The sequence below is a fragment of the Pseudomonas benzopyrenica genome (assembly GCF_036884265.1).
In the GTDB taxonomy this organism is placed as follows: domain Bacteria; phylum Pseudomonadota; class Gammaproteobacteria; order Pseudomonadales; family Pseudomonadaceae; genus Chryseomonas; species Chryseomonas benzopyrenica.
The window spans coordinates 393403-412512 of sequence record NZ_CP145723.1 but is presented as its reverse complement, the minus strand read 5'-3'; the positions used below and the strand labels follow the sequence as shown (position 1 = coordinate 412512).

General features: G+C 65.8%; 16 protein-coding genes and 1 pseudogene. 5 read left to right on the top strand and 12 right to left on the bottom strand.

Annotation, left to right across the window (positions count from 1 at the left end):
• Nucleotides 1-128 precede the first annotated feature (128 nt).
• From V6W80_RS01960 to V6W80_RS01950, 3 genes are all read left to right on the top strand, one after another.
• Entirely contained in the window at nucleotides 129-3635 is a 3507-nt protein-coding gene (locus tag V6W80_RS01960; protein ID WP_017640374.1) for a bifunctional diguanylate cyclase/phosphodiesterase, read from the top strand.
• An 88-nt stretch (nucleotides 3636-3723) separates the two neighbouring features.
• The gene (locus V6W80_RS01955) at nucleotides 3724-3915 is read left to right on the top strand and encodes a hypothetical protein (protein WP_017640373.1); all 192 of its coding nucleotides are present in this window, start codon (nucleotides 3724-3726) and stop codon (nucleotides 3913-3915) included.
• 200 nt (nucleotides 3916-4115) lie between these two features.
• Nucleotides 4116-5375: a cation:proton antiporter gene (locus V6W80_RS01950; RefSeq protein ID WP_017640372.1), complete on the top strand. Its 1260-nt coding sequence runs from the start codon at nucleotides 4116-4118 to the stop codon at nucleotides 5373-5375.
• Between the two features lie 55 nt (nucleotides 5376-5430).
• Here the strand turns inward: V6W80_RS01950 and speD are convergent, their stop codons facing one another.
• Nucleotides 5431-6225 (bottom strand): adenosylmethionine decarboxylase, encoded by a 795-nt coding sequence (gene speD, locus V6W80_RS01945; protein ID WP_026083764.1) that lies wholly within the window; start codon nucleotides 6223-6225, stop codon nucleotides 5431-5433.
• A 265-nt stretch (nucleotides 6226-6490) separates the two neighbouring features.
• Nucleotides 6491-6913 (bottom strand): OsmC family protein, encoded by a 423-nt coding sequence (locus tag V6W80_RS01940; RefSeq protein WP_017640370.1) that lies wholly within the window; start codon nucleotides 6911-6913, stop codon nucleotides 6491-6493.
• Nucleotides 6914-7122: 209 nt separating this feature from the next.
• On the opposite strand from V6W80_RS01940, the gene crp reads away from it, so the two are divergent.
• A complete protein-coding gene (gene crp, locus V6W80_RS01935; RefSeq protein ID WP_017640369.1) occupies nucleotides 7123-7767 on the top strand; it encodes a cAMP-activated global transcriptional regulator CRP in 645 nt (214 codons plus the stop codon).
• A gap of 60 nt (nucleotides 7768-7827) precedes the next feature.
• On the opposite strand, the gene V6W80_RS01930 is transcribed toward crp, so the two are convergent.
• The 7 genes and pseudogenes from V6W80_RS01930 to rpe all read right to left on the bottom strand — a co-directional run bounded on the left by V6W80_RS01930 (nucleotide 7828) and on the right by rpe (nucleotide 15434).
• The gene (locus V6W80_RS01930) at nucleotides 7828-9609 is read right to left on the bottom strand and encodes a BCCT family transporter (RefSeq protein ID WP_338545738.1); all 1782 of its coding nucleotides are present in this window, start codon (nucleotides 9607-9609) and stop codon (nucleotides 7828-7830) included.
• A 271-nt stretch (nucleotides 9610-9880) separates the two neighbouring features.
• Nucleotides 9881-10708 (bottom strand): indole-3-glycerol phosphate synthase TrpC, encoded by an 828-nt coding sequence (gene trpC, locus V6W80_RS01925; RefSeq protein ID WP_338545737.1) that lies wholly within the window; start codon nucleotides 10706-10708, stop codon nucleotides 9881-9883.
• Entirely contained in the window at nucleotides 10705-11754 is a 1050-nt protein-coding gene (gene trpD / locus V6W80_RS01920) for an anthranilate phosphoribosyltransferase (RefSeq protein WP_173149694.1), read from the bottom strand. The genes trpC and trpD overlap by 4 nt, the downstream gene beginning before the upstream one ends.
• Nucleotides 11755-12348, bottom strand: a complete 594-nt coding sequence (locus V6W80_RS01915) for an anthranilate synthase component II (RefSeq protein ID WP_017640365.1) — start codon at nucleotides 12346-12348, stop codon at nucleotides 11755-11757.
• Nucleotides 12349-12358: 10 nt separating this feature from the next.
• Nucleotides 12359-13837 (bottom strand): anthranilate synthase component I, encoded by a 1479-nt coding sequence (gene trpE, locus V6W80_RS01910; protein ID WP_338545736.1) that lies wholly within the window; start codon nucleotides 13835-13837, stop codon nucleotides 12359-12361.
• A 72-nt stretch (nucleotides 13838-13909) separates the two neighbouring features.
• Nucleotides 13910-14760 (bottom strand): annotated as a pseudogene (locus V6W80_RS01905) (phosphoglycolate phosphatase).
• Nucleotides 14757-15434: a ribulose-phosphate 3-epimerase gene (gene rpe / locus V6W80_RS01900; RefSeq protein ID WP_027600735.1), complete on the bottom strand. Its 678-nt coding sequence runs from the start codon at nucleotides 15432-15434 to the stop codon at nucleotides 14757-14759. The pseudogene V6W80_RS01905 and the gene rpe overlap by 4 nt, the downstream one beginning before the upstream one ends.
• Before the next feature lie 138 nt (nucleotides 15435-15572).
• Here rpe and V6W80_RS01895 point away from each other — a divergent pair, with 138 nt between their 5' ends.
• Entirely contained in the window at nucleotides 15573-16583 is a 1011-nt protein-coding gene (locus tag V6W80_RS01895; protein ID WP_338545733.1) for a DUF3530 family protein, read from the top strand.
• On the opposite strand, the gene V6W80_RS01890 is transcribed toward V6W80_RS01895, so the two are convergent.
• Genes V6W80_RS01890 through V6W80_RS01880 form a run of 3 tightly spaced genes read right to left on the bottom strand, consistent with a single transcriptional unit; the run spans nucleotide 16558 to nucleotide 19003 of the window.
• Nucleotides 16558-17322, bottom strand: a complete 765-nt coding sequence (locus V6W80_RS01890) for a DnaJ domain-containing protein (protein WP_017640360.1) — start codon at nucleotides 17320-17322, stop codon at nucleotides 16558-16560. The two genes, V6W80_RS01895 and V6W80_RS01890, sit on opposite strands and share 26 nt — an antisense overlap.
• Complete coding sequence (murU, locus tag V6W80_RS01885; protein ID WP_338545732.1) at nucleotides 17319-17984, bottom strand: N-acetylmuramate alpha-1-phosphate uridylyltransferase MurU; 666 nt, start codon at nucleotides 17982-17984, stop codon at nucleotides 17319-17321. The genes V6W80_RS01890 and murU overlap by 4 nt, the downstream gene beginning before the upstream one ends.
• Entirely contained in the window at nucleotides 17981-19003 is a 1023-nt protein-coding gene (locus tag V6W80_RS01880) for an aminoglycoside phosphotransferase family protein (protein WP_338545731.1), read from the bottom strand. The genes murU and V6W80_RS01880 overlap by 4 nt, the downstream gene beginning before the upstream one ends.
• Between the last annotated feature and the right edge of the window lie 107 nt (nucleotides 19004-19110).

Here is a 19110-nt window from a genome sequence, read left to right as displayed (position 1 = left end):
GTGCGCTCTGGGATAAGGGTAGACATCGAAAGGCGGACGTCGAGGTGGCCAAACCAGAACTGCCGCACCTTTATCCGGTCAATGCTGAATTGAACCCGACACCTACGATCGGGCCTCGAGGATCCGGGATGCGGCCTCTCTCCCCTGCGCGCATTGCCCTGATTTATCTGTTGCTGAGCGCCCTCTGGGTGATCGGCACCGATGGGCTGTTGTATCTGCTGCTCAGCGATCAGGACAGTGTCCATCTGTGGCACACCCTGAAGGGCCTGGCCTTCATGAGCCTGCTATCGCTGGTGCTCTATGGCTTGCTGCGGCGCGAAGCCCGCAATCGCGAAGGCTTCATTGAAGAGCTGCAGAGCCAGCGCGCCACCCAGGATTTCGTCCAGCGGCTGACCAATACCGGTGACTGGCAGTTGCTGGACGATGGCCGCCTGCTGTGTTCCGAACGCACCCTGGTGATGCTGCGCCAGCCCAAGGGCAGCGATCCGCTGGATTTCGCCACCATTGCCGCCTGCGCCCGTGCCGATGACCGCGACCATGTGCACAGCATGCTGGAACGCCTGCAGCACATGCAGGGCCCGCTAAATTTCTCGGCGCATTTCGACGATGGCGAAGGCAGTTGGCGCTGGCTCAATTGGCAGAGCGATTTCGACGAAGCCGGCATCACCCGCGGTGCCCTGGTCGACATCACCAGCCACAAGCTAGCCGAACAGGCCCTGCACGACAGCCAGCGGCGCTATCGCGAACTGGTCCAGCACCTGCCGCTGGTGATCTTCGCCAGCGATCACCGCGGTCGCTGGCAATTTCTCAACCCAGCCTGGGAAGGCCTCACCGGCCAGCCCGCCGCCCAGCAACTCAACCATCCCCTGGATCAGGCCTTCCATCCCCAGGACGGTGCCCGCCTGCGCCAGCTGGTGGCGGATTTCGCGGCGGGCCAGCGCCTGCATTGGAATGGCGTGGTGCGGTTGCGGCTGTCGGTGGAGAGTCATCGCTGGATGCAGATGGAGCTGCGCGCCGGCCTCGATGGCGAGATCCAGGGCACCCTGACCGACATCCATCACGACTACCAGGCACAACTGCTGCAACAGGCCCGTAGCGACGTTCTCGACGACCTGCTCACCGGCCTGCCGCTGGCGGAGATCCAGCAGGGCATCGCCCTGCGGCTGGAGCAGATCTATCCGGAAATGCGCGTCGCCCTGTTGCTGGACGACCAGGGCGAGCATCTGCGGATCGCCGCGGCGCCCAGCCTGCCACCGGCCTTCCAGGCGGCGCTGGAAAGCATGCCTCGCAGCCGTCACGACCAGGGCTGCTGCAGCGCCGTCACGGGCAATGCGCCGGTGTTCACCATCGATGTCGCACTGGACCCGGCCTGGCAGCCGCTGTTGCCGGCGGCCCAGGCGGCGGGCATTCGCGGCGCCTGGGCCCTGCCGCTGCAGGACGAGCAGCAACGTGCCGTGGGCGCCCTGGGCATCTACTACGGTGAGGCGCGGCTGCCCGAAGCGGAAACCCAGGCGCTGATCACCGAATTCACCCGTCTGGCGGTGCTGGCCATCCGGCAGCAGCGTGTCGTCCAGGCGCAACGTGCCAGCGAGGCGCGCTATCGCGGCATCTTCGAACAGGCCTACACCGGCATCATGCTCAGTGACCTGGAAGGTCGCTGGTTGAGCGTCAATCACCACTTCTGCCAGATGCTCGGCTACTCGCAACCGGAGTTGCTGCAGAAGGACACCGCGTCGGTGACCCATCCGGACGAGCGCGCGCTGGGCGCCGCGCTGCGCAAGCAGCTGGTGGACACCGGCCAGGACCGCTACACCCTGGAAAAACGCTATCTGCATCGCAATGGCCAGCCGGTATGGACCAACGTCACCACGCGCCTGATCCGCGACGATCAGGGCGTGCCGCAATACTTCATCAGCACCGCCCAGGACATCACCCTGCGCAAACAGCAGGAAGAGAGCCTGCGCCAGGCCGCGGCGATGTTCCAGAACAGTCGCGACGGCCTGTTGCTGCTCGACGAGCGCCGCTGGATCCTGGCGGTGAACCCGGCCTTCGCCCGGCTGCTGGGCGCCCAGGAAGGCACTCTGCTCGGCCAGCGCCTGGGACTTCCCGGCGGTGGGCGCCAGGACCAGCGCTTCTACCGCGAACTCTGGCGCACGGTGCGCCGCGAGGGCCGCTGGGAAGGCGAGCTGCTCTGGCCACGACTCGACGGCAGTACCTTTCCGGCCTGGACCGCCATCGACACCCTCTACCCCCGGGAGACCCGGCAGTACACGGTTACCGTCAGCGATACCACCCGCCTGCGAGAGAGCGAGGCGCGCCTGAGTCATCTGGCGCACCACGATCCCCTGACCGACCTGCCCAACCGCCTGCTGGCGCGCACCCATCTGGAACACGCCCTGGCCCTGGCCGAACCCCAGGAATACCTGGTCGCCGTACTGATCCTCGACTTCGATCATTTCCGCACGGTCAACGAAAGCCATGGCCATGCCCTGGGTGACGAACTGCTGGTGGAATTCGCCGCCCGCCTGCGCGCCCTGCTCAGCGAGGACATCACCCTGGCGCGCATCGGTGGCGATGAGTATCTGGTCATCATCGAGCGGATAGACCGGCCGGAATTCGCCGCCCAGATCGCCCAGGCCATGCTCGGCAAGCTGGAGCAGCCCTTCCACCTCGGCGAGCACGACATCTATCTCAATGCCAGCATCGGCATCAGCCTCTTTCCCGACGATGGCGGGACCGCCGATGACCTCATCCGCAATGCCGACACGGCCATGCACCAGGCCAAGGACCAGGGCCGCGACACCTTCCGCTTCTATACCCAGGCCCTCACCGAGCAGTCGCGGCGGCGGTTGAATCTGGAATCGCGGCTGCGCACCGCGCTCAAGCGCGGTGACTTCGTTCTGCACTACCAACCGCTGATGAGCGTCAACACCGCCCAGACCATTGGCGTGGAAGCCCTGGTGCGTTGGCAGGACCCGGAGCTGGGCCTCATCCCGCCCACCGAGTTCATTCCGCTGGCCGAGGAAACCGGGCTCATCGTGCCCCTGGGCGACTGGATCATCGAGACCGCCTGCCAGCAGATGCACAGCTGGCTCGCCCAGGGACTCGAACTGGAGACCCTGGCGATCAACATCTCGCCCCGGCAGTTCGCCAAGCGCGATCTGGCCAGCACCATCTCCCGCGCCCTGGCGCGCAGTCGCCTGCCGGCCGAGCACCTGGAGCTGGAGATCACCGAAGGCACCCTGATGAACAATGTCGAGGAGGCGCTGCTGTCCCTGGCTACCCTCAAGACACTGGGCGTACGCATCGCCGTGGACGACTTCGGCACCGGCTATTCCTCCCTGGCCTATCTGCGCCGCTTCCCCCTCGACAAGCTCAAGATCGACCAGAGCTTCATGCACGAATTGCGCAGCGACAGCGGCACCCACAGCAGCCAGGCCATCGCCGCGGCCATCGTGGCCCTGGGGCAGGGCCTGGATCTGGACGTCCTGGCCGAGGGCGTAGAGACCACCGAGCAATGGGATATCTTGCGCAAGCTGGGTTGCCAGCAATGCCAGGGCTTCCTATTCAGCCCACCGTTGCCGCCGGAAGAGTTCGAAGGCTGGTATGCCGAACGGCAGCGGGCGCGTGCCTAGCGCGCTTACCGACGAATGTCACCATTCTGCAATCAAAAGCGCTCTAGAATCGGGTTTCCACTTTTCGTCTGTCCCCGAGGGTACCAGTATGAAGATCGTGGTTCGCCCCCTGCGCAAGTCCACCACCAGTGCCTGGCAGGTCTGTCTCGACAAACAGGCCATCACCTTTCTCAATGAAGCCGACGCCCGCAGCTACGTGGCAACGCTGGAGGCGCGTATCGCTGCGCCCCATCCGTTGCCGCTGCGTGAAACGACCCCGGCAATGGCCGCGCCGCTCTAGCCGTCAGCGCGCCTGACCGTTCGTCTCAGAGGTCGCCCTGGCACCGGCACTGGAGGTGCGGGCCAGGGCGACTGCTGATCTTGTCGCGCCAGACACTTGGCTAGGCAGCTATCGAAAATGTAACTTTTGCGGCCTCCACCCCATCCTACCCTAGCCCCTGCCTCCGCCGGGACTCGCTGTCTGATGGATCTGGAACGCCCATGCTCGAACTCGCTGCTGCCTTCATCTGCTTCACCTCGCTGCTCACCTACCTCAACTACCGCTTCGTCGGCCTGCCGCCCACCATCGGCGTCATGGTCATCGCGCTGATCTTCTCGGTCGGCCTGCAGAGCCTGTCCTGGCTCGGCTTTCCCGGCCTCGAGCACCGCATCGGCGAACTGCTCGGGCAGATCGACTTCAACGACCTGCTGATGAACTGGATGCTCGGCTTCCTGCTGTTCGCCGGCGCCCTGCACGTCAATCTCAAGGACCTGCGCGACTACAAATGGGCCATCGGCGGCCTGGCCACCCTCGGAGTGATCATCTCCACGGTGTTGATCGGCTATCTCAGCCACCTGATCTTCGGCTGGCTGGGCTGGCACGTCGACCTGCTCTACTGCCTGATCTTCGGTGCCCTGATCTCTCCGACCGATCCCATCGCCGTGCTTGGCATCCTGCGCTCGGCCGGCGCGCCCAAGTCGCTGGAGACCACCATCGTCGGCGAGGCGCTGTTCAACGATGGCGTGGCCGTGGTGGTCTATTCGGTGCTGCTGGGGGTGATCCAGCTGGGCGAGACGCCCACGGTCAACGCCGCGCTCTGGCTGTTTCTCGAAGAGGCCGGCGGCGGCATCCTCTTCGGCCTGCTGATCGGCTTCATCTGCTACTGGCTGATGCTGAGCATCGAGCAGCACCAGATCGAGGTAATGCTGTCCCTGGCGCTGGTGATCGGCGGCTCGACCCTGGCCAGCCACCTGCACGTCTCGGGCCCCATCGCCATGGTGGTCGCGGGTCTGATCATCGGCAACCTGGGCCGTACCAAGGCGATGAACGACTTCACCCGGCGCTACCTGGACGGGTTCTGGGAGTTGATCGATGAGATCCTCAACGCCCTGCTGTTCGCCCTGATCGGCATGGAGCTGCTGGTGCTGCCCTTCAGCTGGGCCCACCTGGGCGCGGCGCTGCTGGTGACCCTGGCGATCCTCTTCGCCCGCTGGATCAGCGTGGCACCGGTGGTGCTGCTCAGCCCGCACTGGCGCAACATGACCCGCGGCACGGCGCGCATCCTCACCTGGGGTGCCCTGCGTGGCGGCGTCTCCGTAGCCCTGGCGCTGAGTCTGCCGGCCGGTCCGGAGCGGGATCTGATCCTGGCCCTGACCTACATCGTGGTGCTGGTCTCGATCCTCGGCCAGGGCCTGACCATCGGCCGGGTGGTCAAGAGCGTCACCGGTGGCGCACCGGTCGTGCGCGACGAGCATCACTGAATCGGGAAACGAAGAACCCCGCCGTGGCGGGGTTCTTTGAGCAACAGCCGAGCGATCAGCGCGGCAGGTTGCGGCCGGAGAAGATCTCGCGCATCTCGTGCTTGAGACGCTGAGTGATCTGCTGGCGCTGTTCCGTCGAGAGGCTGCGGGAAGCATCACCGAACAGGTAGTTGTCCAGTTCGAATTCCTTGAGCAGCATCTTGGTGTGGAACAGGTTGTCCTGGTACACGTTCACGTCGGTCATCTGGTAGGCCGCGCGAGTGTCCTCGGACAGGTAGTTCTGGATCGAGTTGATCTCATGGTCGATGAAGTGCTTGCGCCCTTCGATGTCGCGGGTGAAGCCGCGCACCCGGTAGTCCACGGTGACGATATCCGAGTCGAACTGGTGGATCAGGTAGTTCAGGGCCTTGAGCGGGGAGATCACGCCACAGGTGGAGACGTCGATGTCGACGCGGAAGGTGGCGATACCGTCGTCCGGATGGATCTCCGGATAGGTGTGCACCGTGATGTGGCTCTTGTCCAGGTGGCCGAGAATGGTCTCGCGCAGCGGACCGGGCGATTCCTCGATCTGGCTCTCGGTCGGCTCGACCGGTTGCTCGGAGATCAGGATGGTCACGCTGGCACCCTGGGGATCGTAATCCTGGCGGGCGATGTTGAGGATGTTGGCCCCGATGATATCGACCACGTCGGTCAGAATCTGGGTCAGACGCTCGGCGTCGTACTCTTCATCAATGTACTGGACATAGGCCTGTTGATCTTCCGACGTCTCGGCGTAGCAGATGTCGTAGATGTTGAAGCTCAAGGTCTTGGTCAGGTTGTTGAAACCATGAAGCCTGAGTTTGCTTTTCACGGTGGTAAAGCTCCCGTCGTGCGGTCTCTGACCGCGGTCCTGAGTGCCCGTCAGTTGCGGATTGCGCAAGCTGCGTAGGGCGGCGAACACCTCTTCGCGATGGCGATTGGCTGTACTTGTCGGGGGCTTGCCCCTTAAGAGCGGCGCATTATGCAGATCGGCAGCGGCTGGGGCCAGAGTCTGCCGGGCTCAGGTGATGAATTGATGTCGACGGGAAGGGATGACGCGGAGGGCGACGTCTGCACGGGCGTCGCCTGCAAGAGCATCAGGCGAGTTCGACGAGTTCGTAGCTGTGGGTGATCTCGACGCCGGCCCGACCGAGCATGATGGAGGCCGAGCAGTACTTCTCCGCCGACAGCTCGATGGCGCGCTTGACCTGGGCTTCCTTGAGACCGCGGCCCTTGACCACGAACTTCAGGTGAATGCGGGTGAACACCTTGGGCTCGGTCTCGGCACGATCCGCTTCGAGGAAAGCCTCGCAGCTCTCCACCGGCTGCCGCGCCTTGCGCAGGATGCTGACCACGTCGTAGCTGGCGCAGCCGCCCAGGCCGATCAGCACGGTTTCCATCGGCCGTACGCCGAGGTTGCGCCCACCGCTTTCCGGCGGGCCGTCCATGACCACCACGTGACCGCTACCGGATTCACCGAGGAACATGGCCTCGCCTGCCCACTGGATGCGCGCTTTCATCGCTTTCGTCCTACTTATATATGCAAATGGTGATCAGCTTAACATGCTGGATGGCGTAAACTGATGACCAGTGAAGGGCTATTCAGCTCGCATTTAAGCTGCGCATGTTCTTATCCGGTCTTTGAATTGGAACCGGCGCAGCCTATGCATGCACCGGTTCGGACATCGGTGCCCCCGACTCAGGTTAGCTTTCAACCTCAGGAATCAGCATGGCCGCTATCATCCCACCCGCGAAGTTACAGCACATCGACAAGCTGCTAGCGCACTGCTCGCGTCGCCGCTACACGGCAAAAACCACCATCATCTACGCTGGCGACAACAGCGAAAGCCTGTTCTTCATCCTCAAGGGTTCGGTGACCATCCTTATCGAAGACGATGAGGGCCGCGAAATGATCATCGCCTATCTCAATGCTGGGGACTTCTTCGGCGAGATGGGTCTGTTCTCCAAGGAAGGCAGCGAGCCCGAGCGCAGCGCCTGGGTCCGTGCCCGTACCGAGTGCGAAGTCGCCGAGATCAGTTACGGCCAGTTCCGCGAACTGAGCCAGCATGATCCGGACATGCTGTTCTCCCTCGGCCGCCAGATGGCCGAGCGGCTGCGCCAGACCACCCGCAAGGTCGGCGACCTGGCCTTCCTCGACGTCACCGGTCGCGTGGCGCGCACCCTGCTCGACCTGTGCAAGCAGCCGGACGCCATGACCCACCCGGATGGCATGCAGATCAAGATCACCCGTCAGGAGATCGGCCGCATCGTCGGTTGCTCTCGCGAGATGGTCGGCCGCGTGCTCAAGTCCCTGGAAGAACAGGGACTGGTCCACGTCAAGGGCAAGACCATGGTGGTGTTCGGCACCCGCTGAGCCCCGCCCGGTGCGCCCCTGCCAGCAGGCGGGGGCCGCTGCCCCCGCCCTTCCAGCGCGTCAGATCTCGACCTTCCGCTGTACCTTCTCCACCCGCACCGTGGCTTTCTCGTCGACGGTCTTCTCGCCGTTCCCCTTGGCCTTGGGCTCACCCACGACGAAGTGGAATTCTTCGCCGTGCTTGACCGCGCCATAGAGCACCGCCTTCTCGATCAACTCGGTGCCGCGCAGATGCCGCAGCATCAGCGGATCGCAGCGCAGGTCACGATAGAGCGCCAGGCACAGCAGCGCCATGACCACCACGAAAGGCAGCGAGACCACGATGGTCAGATTCTGCAGACCATTGAGGGCGGCGCCTGGATTGCCCGGGTCGCCGATGGCCAGCATGATCGCCGCCACCGCGCCGGTGAGGGCGCCCCAGAAGATCACCGTGCGTCGCGAGGGCTCGGTGGTACCGCGCTCGGACAGGGTACCCATCACCAGGGACGCGGCGTCGGCGCCGGACACGAAGAAGATCGCCACCAGCACCATGACCAGTACCGAGGTCACCGAGACCCAGGGATAGCTGGCCAGCAGATCGTAGAGGGCGAAGTTGCTGTTCACCGCGCCGTCGACCAGGGTGAAGGCGCCCAGGCGCATGGCGTCGATCGCCGCGCCACCGAAGATGACGAACCAGACCACGCTGACCAGACTCGGCACCAGCAATACCCCGGTGACGAACTGGCGGATGGTACGGCCGCGACTGATGCGGGCGATGAACATGCCGACGAAGGGTGTCCAGGAAATCCACCAGGCCCAGTAGAACACCGTCCAGCTCGACAGCCAGTTGCCCATGGCCTCGCCGCCGCTGGCGCTGGTGCGCGCCATCATCTCCGGCAGGAGGTCGATGTAGTCACCGATGGCGGTGGGCAACAGATTGAGCATCAGCAGGGTCGGGCCGACGACGAAGACGAACAGGGCCAGGGCCACCGCCAGCACCATGTTGGTGTTGGACAGCCACTGGATGCCCTTTTCCACGCCGGACACGGCAGAGATGACGAAGGCCACCGTCAGCACGGTGATGATGCCGATATACAGCATTTTTCCGGGTTGCTCGATCCAGCCGTTGTGTTCGAGTCCGCCGGCGATCTGCAGGGCGCCCAGACCGAGGGAGGCCGCCGAGCCGAACAGGGTGGCGAAGATCGCCATCATGTCGATGACGCGACCGACGGGGCCATTGGCGTGTTCGCCGATCAGGGGGCGAAAGGCCACCGAGATCAGCTGGCTGCGACCGCGCCGATAGGTGCCATAGGCGATGGCCAGCCCGACCACGGCATAGATGGCCCAGGGATGCAGCGTCCAGTGGAACAGCGTGGTAGCCATGGCCACCTGCAGGGCGGCACTGCTCTGCCCCGCAGCGCCGCCGGGTGGCGGGTTGAGATAGTGCGACAGCGGTTCGGCGACGCCAAAGAACATCAGGCCGATGCCCATGCCGGCGCTGAACATCATCGCCACCCAGGAAAGGGTGCGAAATTCCGGTTGTTCGTCGTCGCGCCCCAGGGGGATCCGCCCATAGCGACTGGCCGCCAGCCAGATGACGAAGACCACGAAGCCGGTGGAGGTGAGCACGAACAGCCAGCCGAAATGGGTGATCACCCAACCCTGGGCGGTCGAGGCGCTGCTGGCCAGACCGGCCTGGTTGACGAAGCCCCAGATCACGAAGGCCAGCGCGGCGATGCTGGTGACGCCGAAGACCACCCAGTCGGTGGTACCGGCGAGTCGGCGATCGCGCCGCGACTCCTCGGTCCGGGAGGGATCGGTGACGCTGATATCAAGTGTTTCGCTTTTTTCTTCCGTTGCCATGGTTCTTGCTTGCCCTGGTTATGGATGGCCTGGTGCGGCGGAGCCCCGGCGCACCTCGCGATGGCCGATCGACTCCTCGACCCGCCACGGTTCAGCGGGTCGGAGGTCATTAACCGGGTTTAGGGGTCAGGAAACAAAGCCCCGCGTCGGCAGCGGGTACACGGAGGTCGTTCCCGCCGATTGGGGCGGGCGTGAGTCGACCTGGGTCACCTTGCAGATAAAAAAAGGCCTCGGTGGTCGCCCCCGAGGCCTTGTTCAGGCGCCTGAACGGTCAGGCATCCATGAGCGGGAAGCGCCGGTCAGGAAAGAACAGCCGCTGCAGCTCCTGGCCCGGCTCCTCGGCACGCATGAAGGCTTCGCCCACCAGGAAGGCACGCACCTCGTTAATCTCCATCAGCTCCACGTCGGCGCGATTGAGAATGCCGCTCTCGGTGATCACCAGGCGATCCTGTGGGATGCGCGGCAACAGATCCAGGGTCGTCTCGAGGCTGACCTCGAAGGTATGCAGGTTGCGATTGTTGACGCCTACCAGCGGGGTATCCAGCACCTTGAGCGCGCGCTCAAGCTCGGCGCCGTCATGGACCTCGACCAGCACGTCCAGGCCGATGGCCTTGGCCGTGGCGGCCAGTTCGCCCATCAGGGCGTCGTCCAGCGCGGCGACGATCAAGAGGATGCAATCGGCGCCGATGGCCCGGGCTTCCACTACCTGGATGGGATCGATGAGGAAGTCCTTGCGGATCACCGGCAGCTGGCAGGCGGCGCGCGCTTGCTGCAGATAGGCGTTGCCGCCCTGGAAGAAGTCCACGTCGGTGAGCACGCTCAGGCAGGTGGCCCCGCCCAGGGCATAGCTGTGGGCGATCTCCGCCGGCACGAAGTGTTCGCGGATCACGCCCTTGCTCGGCGAGGCCTTCTTCACCTCGGCGATGATCGCCGCTTCCTTGCGTGCCACCTGGGCCTGCAGGGCGCGGGCGAAGCCGCGCGGGGCATCGGCGGCGCGGGCCTGGGCCTCGAGCTCGGCCAGGCTGGTCCGGGCCTTGAGCTCGGCGATCTCCTCGGCCTTGCGGGCCAGGATCTTCTGCAACACGGTTGGCACACTCACGGGCGACCCTCCTCGCGATAGACGGATGTGAAATGGGCGAGCTCGTCCAGCTTTTCCCGGGCCAGGCCGCTGTAGAGCGCGTCGTGGGCCAAGAGTACCCCTTCATGCAGACTATGGGCGAGATCCGCGGCATAGAGCGCCGCGCCGGCGTTGAGCACGATCATGTCGGCGGCCTTTTGCCCGGCTTCGGTCTTGCGTCGACCGAGGGCGTCGCGGATCAGCGCCAGGGAGGCCTCGGGACCGTCCACGGTCAGGCCGACCAGGGTCTGGCTCTTGATCCCCAGATCCTCCGGCAGCACCTGGTATTCGCTGATGCTGCCGTCCTTGAGTTCGGCCACCTGGGTCGCCGCGGCTAGGCTGAATTCGTCCAGGCCGTCGCGGGAATGCACCACCAGCACATGGTGACTGCCCAGGCGCTGCAGCACCTCGGCCAGGGGTCGGCAGAGGGCGGCGCTGAACACCCCGACCACCTGGTGACGGACACCGGCCGGATTGGTCAGCGGCCCGAGCATATTGAACAGGGTACGCAGCCCCAGGGAACGGCGCGGCCCGGCGGCATGGCGCATGGCGCTGTGGTGCGACTGGGCGAACATGAAGCCGACGCCCACCTGTTCGACGCAGCGGGCGATCTGCGCCGGATTCAGCTCCAGGTAGATACCGGCGGCCTCCAGCAGATCGGCGCTGCCGCTCTTGCCGGACACCGCGCGATTGCCGTGCTTGGCGACCTTGCCGCCCGCGGCCGCCACCACGAACACCGAGGCCGAGGACACGTTGAAGATGTTGGCGCCGTCGCCGCCGGTGCCCACCACGTCGACCACATGGTCGAGGCTCGGCAGCACCACCGGGGTCGCCAGTTCGCGCATCACGCTGACCGCGCCGCAGATCTCGTCGATGGTCTCGCTCTTGATGCGCATGCCCATGAGGAAGGCACCGATCTGCGCCTCGTCGGCGCCACCGGTCATGATCTGGCGCATCACCGCCTGCATCTCGGCCACATTGAGGTCGAGTTGGCCACTGATGCGATTCAAGGCCTGCTTGATGTCCATCTAGCGGCGTCCTCCCTGCTGCTGGAGAAAGTTGGCCAAGAGGTCATGGCCATGTTCGGTGAGGATGGACTCGGGATGGAATTGCACCCCTTCGATCATGAATTCGCGGTGCCGCAGCCCCATGATCTCGTCCAGGCTGCCGTCCGGATGCTGGGTCCAGGCGGTGATCTCCAGACAGTCGGGCAGGGTCTCGCGCTTGACCACCAGCGAGTGGTAGCGGGTCACGGTGAAGGGATTGGGCAGGCCGGCGAAGACGCCTTCGCCGTTGTGGTAGACCGGGCTGGTCTTGCCGTGCATCGGCTCGCGCGCCCGCACCACCTCGCCGCCAAAGGCCTGGCCCAGGCTCTGGTGACCCAGGCAGACGCCCAGCACCGGCAGCTTGCCGGCGAAGCGCTCCAGGGTGGCCAGGGAGATGCCCGCCTCGTTGGGCGTGCAGGGACCGGGGGAGACGACGATGCGCTCCGGCGCCAGGTCTTCGAGCGCCTCGACCGGGAGCTCGTCGTTACGCACCACCTTGACCTCGGCGCCCAGTTCGCCCAGGTACTGCACCAGGTTGTAGGTGAAGGAATCGTAGTTATCCAGCATCAGCAACATGGCAGGCTCCTCAGACGGACTGTTCGGCAAGGGTGACGGCGCGGAACATGGCGCGACGCTTGTTGAGGGTCTCTTCCCACTCCAGCGCCGGCACCGAATCGGCGACGATCCCCGCCCCGGCCTGCACGTGCAGCTCGCCGTCCTTGATCACCGCGGTACGGATGGCGATGGCGGTGTCCATGTTGCCGTTCCAGGCCAGGTAGCCCACGGCGCCGCCGTAGATGCCCCGCTTGACCGGCTCCAGTTCGTCGATGATCTCCATGGCGCGGATCTTCGGCGCCCCGGACAGGGTGCCCGCTGGCAGGATGGCGCGCAGGGCGTCCATGGCGCTCAGCTCGGGCTTGAGCCGGCCGGTGACGTTGCTGACGATGTGCATCACGTTGGAATAGCGCTCGATGACCATCTTTTCGGTCAGGGTCACGCTGCCGGTGGTGGAGACCCGGCCCACGTCGTTGCGCCCCAGGTCGATCAGCATCAGGTGCTCGGCCAGCTCCTTGGCGTCGGCCAGCAGATCACGCTCCAAGGCCAGATCGGCTTCCTCGGTGGCGCCGCGCGGACGGGTCCCGGCGATGGGCCTCACGGTGATCTCGCCGTCCTCCACCCGCACCAGTACCTCGGGCGAACTGCCCACCACGTGGAAGTCACCGAAGTTGAAGAAATACATGTAGGGCGTGGGGTTGAAGCAGCGCAGCGCTCGATAGAGATCGATGGGCGCCGCCTGGAAGGCAATGGACATGCGCTGCGAAGGCACCACCTGCATGCAGTCGCCGGCCAGGATGTAGTCCTTGATGCGCTGCACCGCGCCTTCGAAATCCTCGCGACTGAAGCTGGAACGAAAGCTCGGTTCCGGACCGGTCGGGGCGGAAAGATCCAGGCCACGACGCGGCACGATGGGCTGGCGCAGGCGGTCGAGGATGTCGGCCAGGCGCGCCTGGGCGGCGTCGAAGGCCTCGGCTTCGTCTGGATCGGCCAGCACGATCGCATGGATCTTGCCGGCCAGGTTGTCGAACACCACCACGGCATCGGACACCATCAGCAGGATGTCGGGCGTCCCCAGCGGATCGGGATTGGGGCAGGCCGCCAGGCGGCGTTCCACGTAGCGCACGCTGTCGTAGCCGAAGTAGCCCACCAGGCCACCGTTGAAGCGGGGCAGACCATCCAGGGTCGGCACGCGATAGCGCGCCTTGAAGGCTTCGACGAAGGCCAGGGGATCGTCGCAGTGCTCGATCACCTCGACCTCGCGACCGGCATCGCTGACCACCACGCGATGACCATGAACGCGCAGGACACGGCTGCACGGCAGGCCAATGATGGAGTAACGCCCCCACTTCTCGCCGCCCTGCACCGATTCCAGCAGATAGGAATTGGGGCCGTCGGCCAGCTTCAGGTAGATGGACAGGGGGGTGTCGAAGTCGGCCAGGGTTTCGAAGGCCAGGGGAATGCGGTTATAGCCTTTAGCGGCCAGGCGCAGGAAATCGTCGCGGGTCATGATCAGCCTCGTGGCGAGGAAAACGAAAGGTCGGGTGCACAGCGCGCCGGTCAGATACCGGCCAGGACGAAATCAGGCGCGCCAGCGCCAACGGGCCAGGGCCTTGATGACTTTCATCCATGCTCGCGAGGAGCCTGTGCGGGTGACCACCACGATGCGATCTCTTGCTCTTGAGGCGGGGGTTGAAGGGCCACGTTAGCCTAGCCGGCGCGGCATGGCAACCGGCCGGCCACCTCGGCGTGCTAGATGAACAGCTCGCGCAGATCGTCGACCACCAGATCCGGCTGCTCGCTGGCGATGGGCTCGCCATGGTTGTAGCCATAGCTCAGGGCCACGCAGCGCACCCCGGCGGCGCGGGCGGCACGGATGTCGTTGCGCGAATCGCCGATGAACAGGGCCTGGCCGGCCGCCACCCCCGCCTGCTGCATGACCCACAGCAAGCCGGCCGGGTCCGGCTTCTGCTGCGGCAGGGTATCGCCGCCGACGATCCAGTCGAAGTCGCCCAGGCCCATGTCGGCCAGCAGCGGCGCGACGAAGCGCTCCGGCTTGTTGGTGATCACCGCCAGGCGCACGCCCAGGGTGCGCAGCAGCGCCAGGCTGTCCAGCACGCCGGGATAGACGCGGGTCAGGGCGTGGCTGCCGCCATAGAGCGCCATGAACAGTGCCAGCGCCTGGTCGGCAGCGGCTTCGTCCACGGCGTCGTGCTGCATGTCATCGGCCAGGGCGCGACGCACCAGCACCCGGGCGCCGTTGCCAATCCACAGCCGCACCTTGTCCAGCCCCGCCGGCGCGCGGCCCAGGCGTTCGAGCATGGCGTCCACCGCGGCGGCTAGGTCCGGCGCCGAGTCCAGCAGGGTGCCGTCGAGGTCGAACATCACCAGGGCGGGCGGATGCCCGCCACCGAGCCGCACCAGGGCGCTCATACCGAGCGGGCCTTGGCCAGCTCGGCGCGCATCGCCTGGATCACCGCGGCGTAGTCGGGCTGGCCGAAGATGGCCGAGCCGGCGACGAAGGTGTCGGCCCCGGCGCGGGCGATCTCGCCGATGTTCTTGACGTTGACCCCACCATCGATCTCCAGGCGGATCGGCCGGCCGGAGGCGTCGATCAGGGCGCGGGCCTCGCGCAGCTTGTCGAGGGTGCCGGGAATGAATTTCTGGCCGCCGAAGCCGGGGTTGACGCTCATCAGCAGCACCATGTCGATCTTGTCCATCACGTACTTCAGCGCATCCAGCGAGGTGGCCGGGTTGAACACCAGGCCGGCCCGGCAACCGCCATCCTTGATCAGCTGCAGCGAGCGATCGATGTGCTCGGAGGCCTCGGGGTGGAAGGTGATGTCGGTGGCGCCGGCCTCGATGAAGTCGCCGATGATGCGATCCACCGGCTTGACCATCAGGTGCACGTCGATGGGCGCGGTCACCCCGTAGTTGCGCAGCGCCTTGCAGACCATGGGACCGATGGTGAGGTTGGGCACATAGTGGTTGTCCATCACGTCGAAATGGACCATGTCGGCACCGGCGGCGAGGACCTTGTCGACTTCCTCGCCCAGGCGGGCGAAATCGGCGGACAGGATCGAGGGGGCGATGGCGAAGGGTTGCATGGGATAGCCTCGGCGAAGGTTGAGGGGCGGCATTGTAACGGAGATCCGTCTGCGGCTCGGGCGTTCCCGCTGCCCCGACGGGGCGAACGGCGGTAGGCTCGCCAGGGTCAACCATCCCCTTGTTGAGGATTCCCGTCGATGTCGTCACCTGCCCTGCTGCCGCTTTGCCTCCTCCTGCTCGGCCTTGCCGCCCCGGTGCTTGCCGAAGAGGCTCCCAGCCCGGCGCCGGAACCGCCTGTGGCTCCTACAGCCCCGGCGCCAGCGCTGACGCGCAGCCAGGAGCAGCAGCAGGCGCTCATGCGGCAGCTGCCCGCCGAGCAGCAGAAGACCCTTCAGGCCGGCGACGAGTCCTTTCTCGCCCTGCTGTTGCCCGCTACCCGCGCCAAGGCCGCCGGCACGGTGGTGCTGGTGCCGGGCGCTGGCGAATCGGCCGACTGGCCCAACGTGATAGCCCCCGTGCGCCAGGAACTACCCACCTACGGCTGGCAGACCATAAGCCTCAGCCTGCCCGATCCCTATGACCCCGTGGTGGCGATCGAGCGGGATACCGCACCGGCGGATACCGATGCCCAGGCCAACAGCGAGCAGGCGGCACCGCCGGTTACCGGCGGCAGCGGCACGGCGCCCGCCGCCCCGACCCAGGCCGAAGCCGGCAGCGGCGAACCAGCCCAGGCGGCGGTCGCGCCGGTCGATCCCGAAGCCGCGGCCAATGCCCAGGCCACCCGGGTGTTGGCGCGCATCGCCGCTGGCATCGACCTGGCGCTGCAACAGGGCGCCAATCCCATCGTGCTGGTCGGCCACGGCACCGGCGCCTACTGGGCGGCGCGCTATCTCGCCGAAAAGGAGCCAGCCGAGATCAAGCAACTGGTGCTCATCGATGGTCGCGAGCCCGAGGGGCTGCCGCCGCGGCTGGACGCCACCATGGGCAAGACCGACCTGCAGATCGCCGATTTGGTGCACGCACCCGGACCGGCCGCCCAGCGGCGCAAGACGCGCGCAGCGCAAAAGGCTAACAAAGGCTATCGGCAGATCGAATTGCCGGTGATTCCCGGCGACCGGGCCGCGGAGCAGGAACAGACCATCCGCCGCCTGCGCGCCTGGCTGGATCGACTACCGCCAGCCGCTAGCGAAAGCCCCGCCGCTTCTTGATCACCTGGTAGGCAGCGTGCAACTCGGCGGTACGCTGGGCAGCGGCATAGACCGCCGACTGGCCCGCTCCGGCACCGGCCTTCTTGTCGGGATGGTGACGCGAGAGCAATCGGCGATAGGCCTGCTTGACCGTGGCCGCGTCGGCATCGTCGGTGACGCCGAGCAATTGCAGGGCCTTGCGGTATTTCTCTTCGTTGCTGGGCTGCCGCGGCGCCGCCTGTACGGGCGGCTGCAGGGCCAGCACCTGGGCTTCAGCCAGCCCCATTGCCTGCCCCCAGCCCAGGATTTCATCGCGATCACCGGGGCGTACGCTGCCGCTGATCCAGACCATGCGCCAGCAGGCGCGCAGAATCAGCTCACTGCGCTCGCTGAGTCTTTGCAGGTCTGCCGCTGACGGCAGGGTGCCACCCTTGCCCTGCTCGAAGGCGGCGATGGCTTTCTTGCGGTCGTCCGCCCCCAGCCCCAGCCGTTCGATCTCGCCTTCGGCCTGGCGGATATGGGCGGTGAGTACCCGGCCACCACGCTTGGCCAGCCGACCGAGCATCTGGAATTGTGCCTGGTGCTCGAAGCGGCCAGGGCGTCCCTGCCAGCGTGCCTTCCAGCCCGCCAGGGAGGTCAGCCCCAGCTGGCGCTCGCCGGCATGGGCGAGCAACGCCACCAGCAGGGCGCCGGGAATACTGGCCACCGCCCAACCGGCCAGGAAACCCAGCAGCGTCAGCGGCCAGAACCAGAGCTTCAAGAAGCCATCCCGAACAGTTGCTCCGCCTCGGCCAAGCGTTCCAGGGTGCCTACGTCCACCCAGCGTCCCGCCAACCGCTGGCCCGAGACCTGCCCGGCGACAATGGCCGGTCGCAGCACATCGACCAGCTTGAAGGCTCCTGCCGTGCAGCGGGAGAAGAGCTGCGGGTGCAGCACGGCGATGCCGCTGTAGGTGAGCTTTTCCGAGGCCTCCAGGGTGATCCGCCCCTCCACCAGACCAAAATCGCCGCTGGGGTGATGAACGGGATTGTCGACCAGCACCAGGTGCGCCAGGCAGCCGGCGGGCAGTGCCAGGGCCGCGAAATCGACATCGGTGCGGATGTCGCCATTGATCAGCATGAAGGGTTCACTACCCAGCAGTGGCAGCGCCCGAAAGATACCGCCCCCGGTCTCCAGCGGCTCACCTTCGGCGGAAAAGCGGATGGAGACACCCAGGCGACTGCCGTCACCCAGGACGGCTTCCAACTGGTCGCCCAGCCAAGCGTGGTTGATCACCAAGTCGGTGATACCGGCGGCGGCCAGCGCCTGGATATGGTGCTCGATGAGCGGGCGACCGTTCACTTCGATCAGTGGCTTGGGGCGCGTCAGCGTCAGCGGACGCATCCGTTCGCCCTTGCCCGCCGCCAGGATCATGGCCTTCATGGATGGGCTCGCTCGGCGTGCAACTCGTCCAGCAAGGCGCCCAGGTCCGCCAACTCGGGTCGCCGTGCGACCACGGTCCGGATGTAGGCGAGAAAGCGCGGGCTATCGGCGACGTAGCGCGGCTTGCCATCGCGGTGCCAGATGCGGGCGAAGATGCCCAGCACCTTGAGATGACGCTGCACGCCCATCAGGTCCGAGGCCCGCTGGAAGTCGGCGAACTCGGCCTGCACCGGTATGCCGGCGGCGCGCGCCTGTTCCCAGTAGCCCAGCAGCCAGCGCTGTACCAGCGGCTCCGGCCAGCTGAGGAAGGCATCCTTGAACAGACTGGTGATGTCATAGGTGACCGGCCCGATGACCGCGTCCTGGAAGTCCAGCACGCCAGGGTTGGGCGTGCTGAGCATCAGGTTGCGTGGCATGAAGTCCCGGTGGACCAGCACCTGGGGCTGCGCCAGGGCACTGTCGATCAGCAGCCGGCAGACGGCCTGCCAGCGTTCGAGCTGGCTGGCACTGAAGGCCGTGTCCAGTTCCCGCCCAACGTACCACTCCGGAAACAGGCTTAGCTCGCGGGCGAGCAGAGCCTCATCGTAGAGCGGTAGGCTGCCGTTCGTCGGCTGCTTGCGCTGGAAAGCCAGCAGGGCATCAATGGCCGCCTGGAAATAATCATCGGCATTGGCCGCGTTGATCACCTCCAGGTAGGTAAGCTGGCCGAGGTCGCTCAGCAACAGGAAGCCTCGTTCCAGATCCTGGGCCAGGATGCGTGGCACATGGACCCCGGCTTCCGCCAGCAGCCCGGCCACCCGGACGAACGGACGGCAGTCCTCCTGCGGCGGCGGCGCATCCATCACGATCAGGCTGCGGCCCTCGCCCGCCCAGCGGAAATAACGGCGAAAGCTGGCATCGCTGCTGGCCGCGGTCAGGCTGCCCGTGGGCACCTCGCCCCAGGCCTGCTCCCGGAAAATTTCCGGTAGAACGGTGGTCAGCCAGTCTTCTATCTGGTTTAAGCGAACATCTTCAGTCATTTGCAGCGGATCCCTCGGCCCTAGCCGATGCGCAGGTCATGTTTTATTATCCGCTATCTTTTTGAGCCCATCGAGAGGCCGCGGCCCCTTAATGGCCGGCGTGCAGG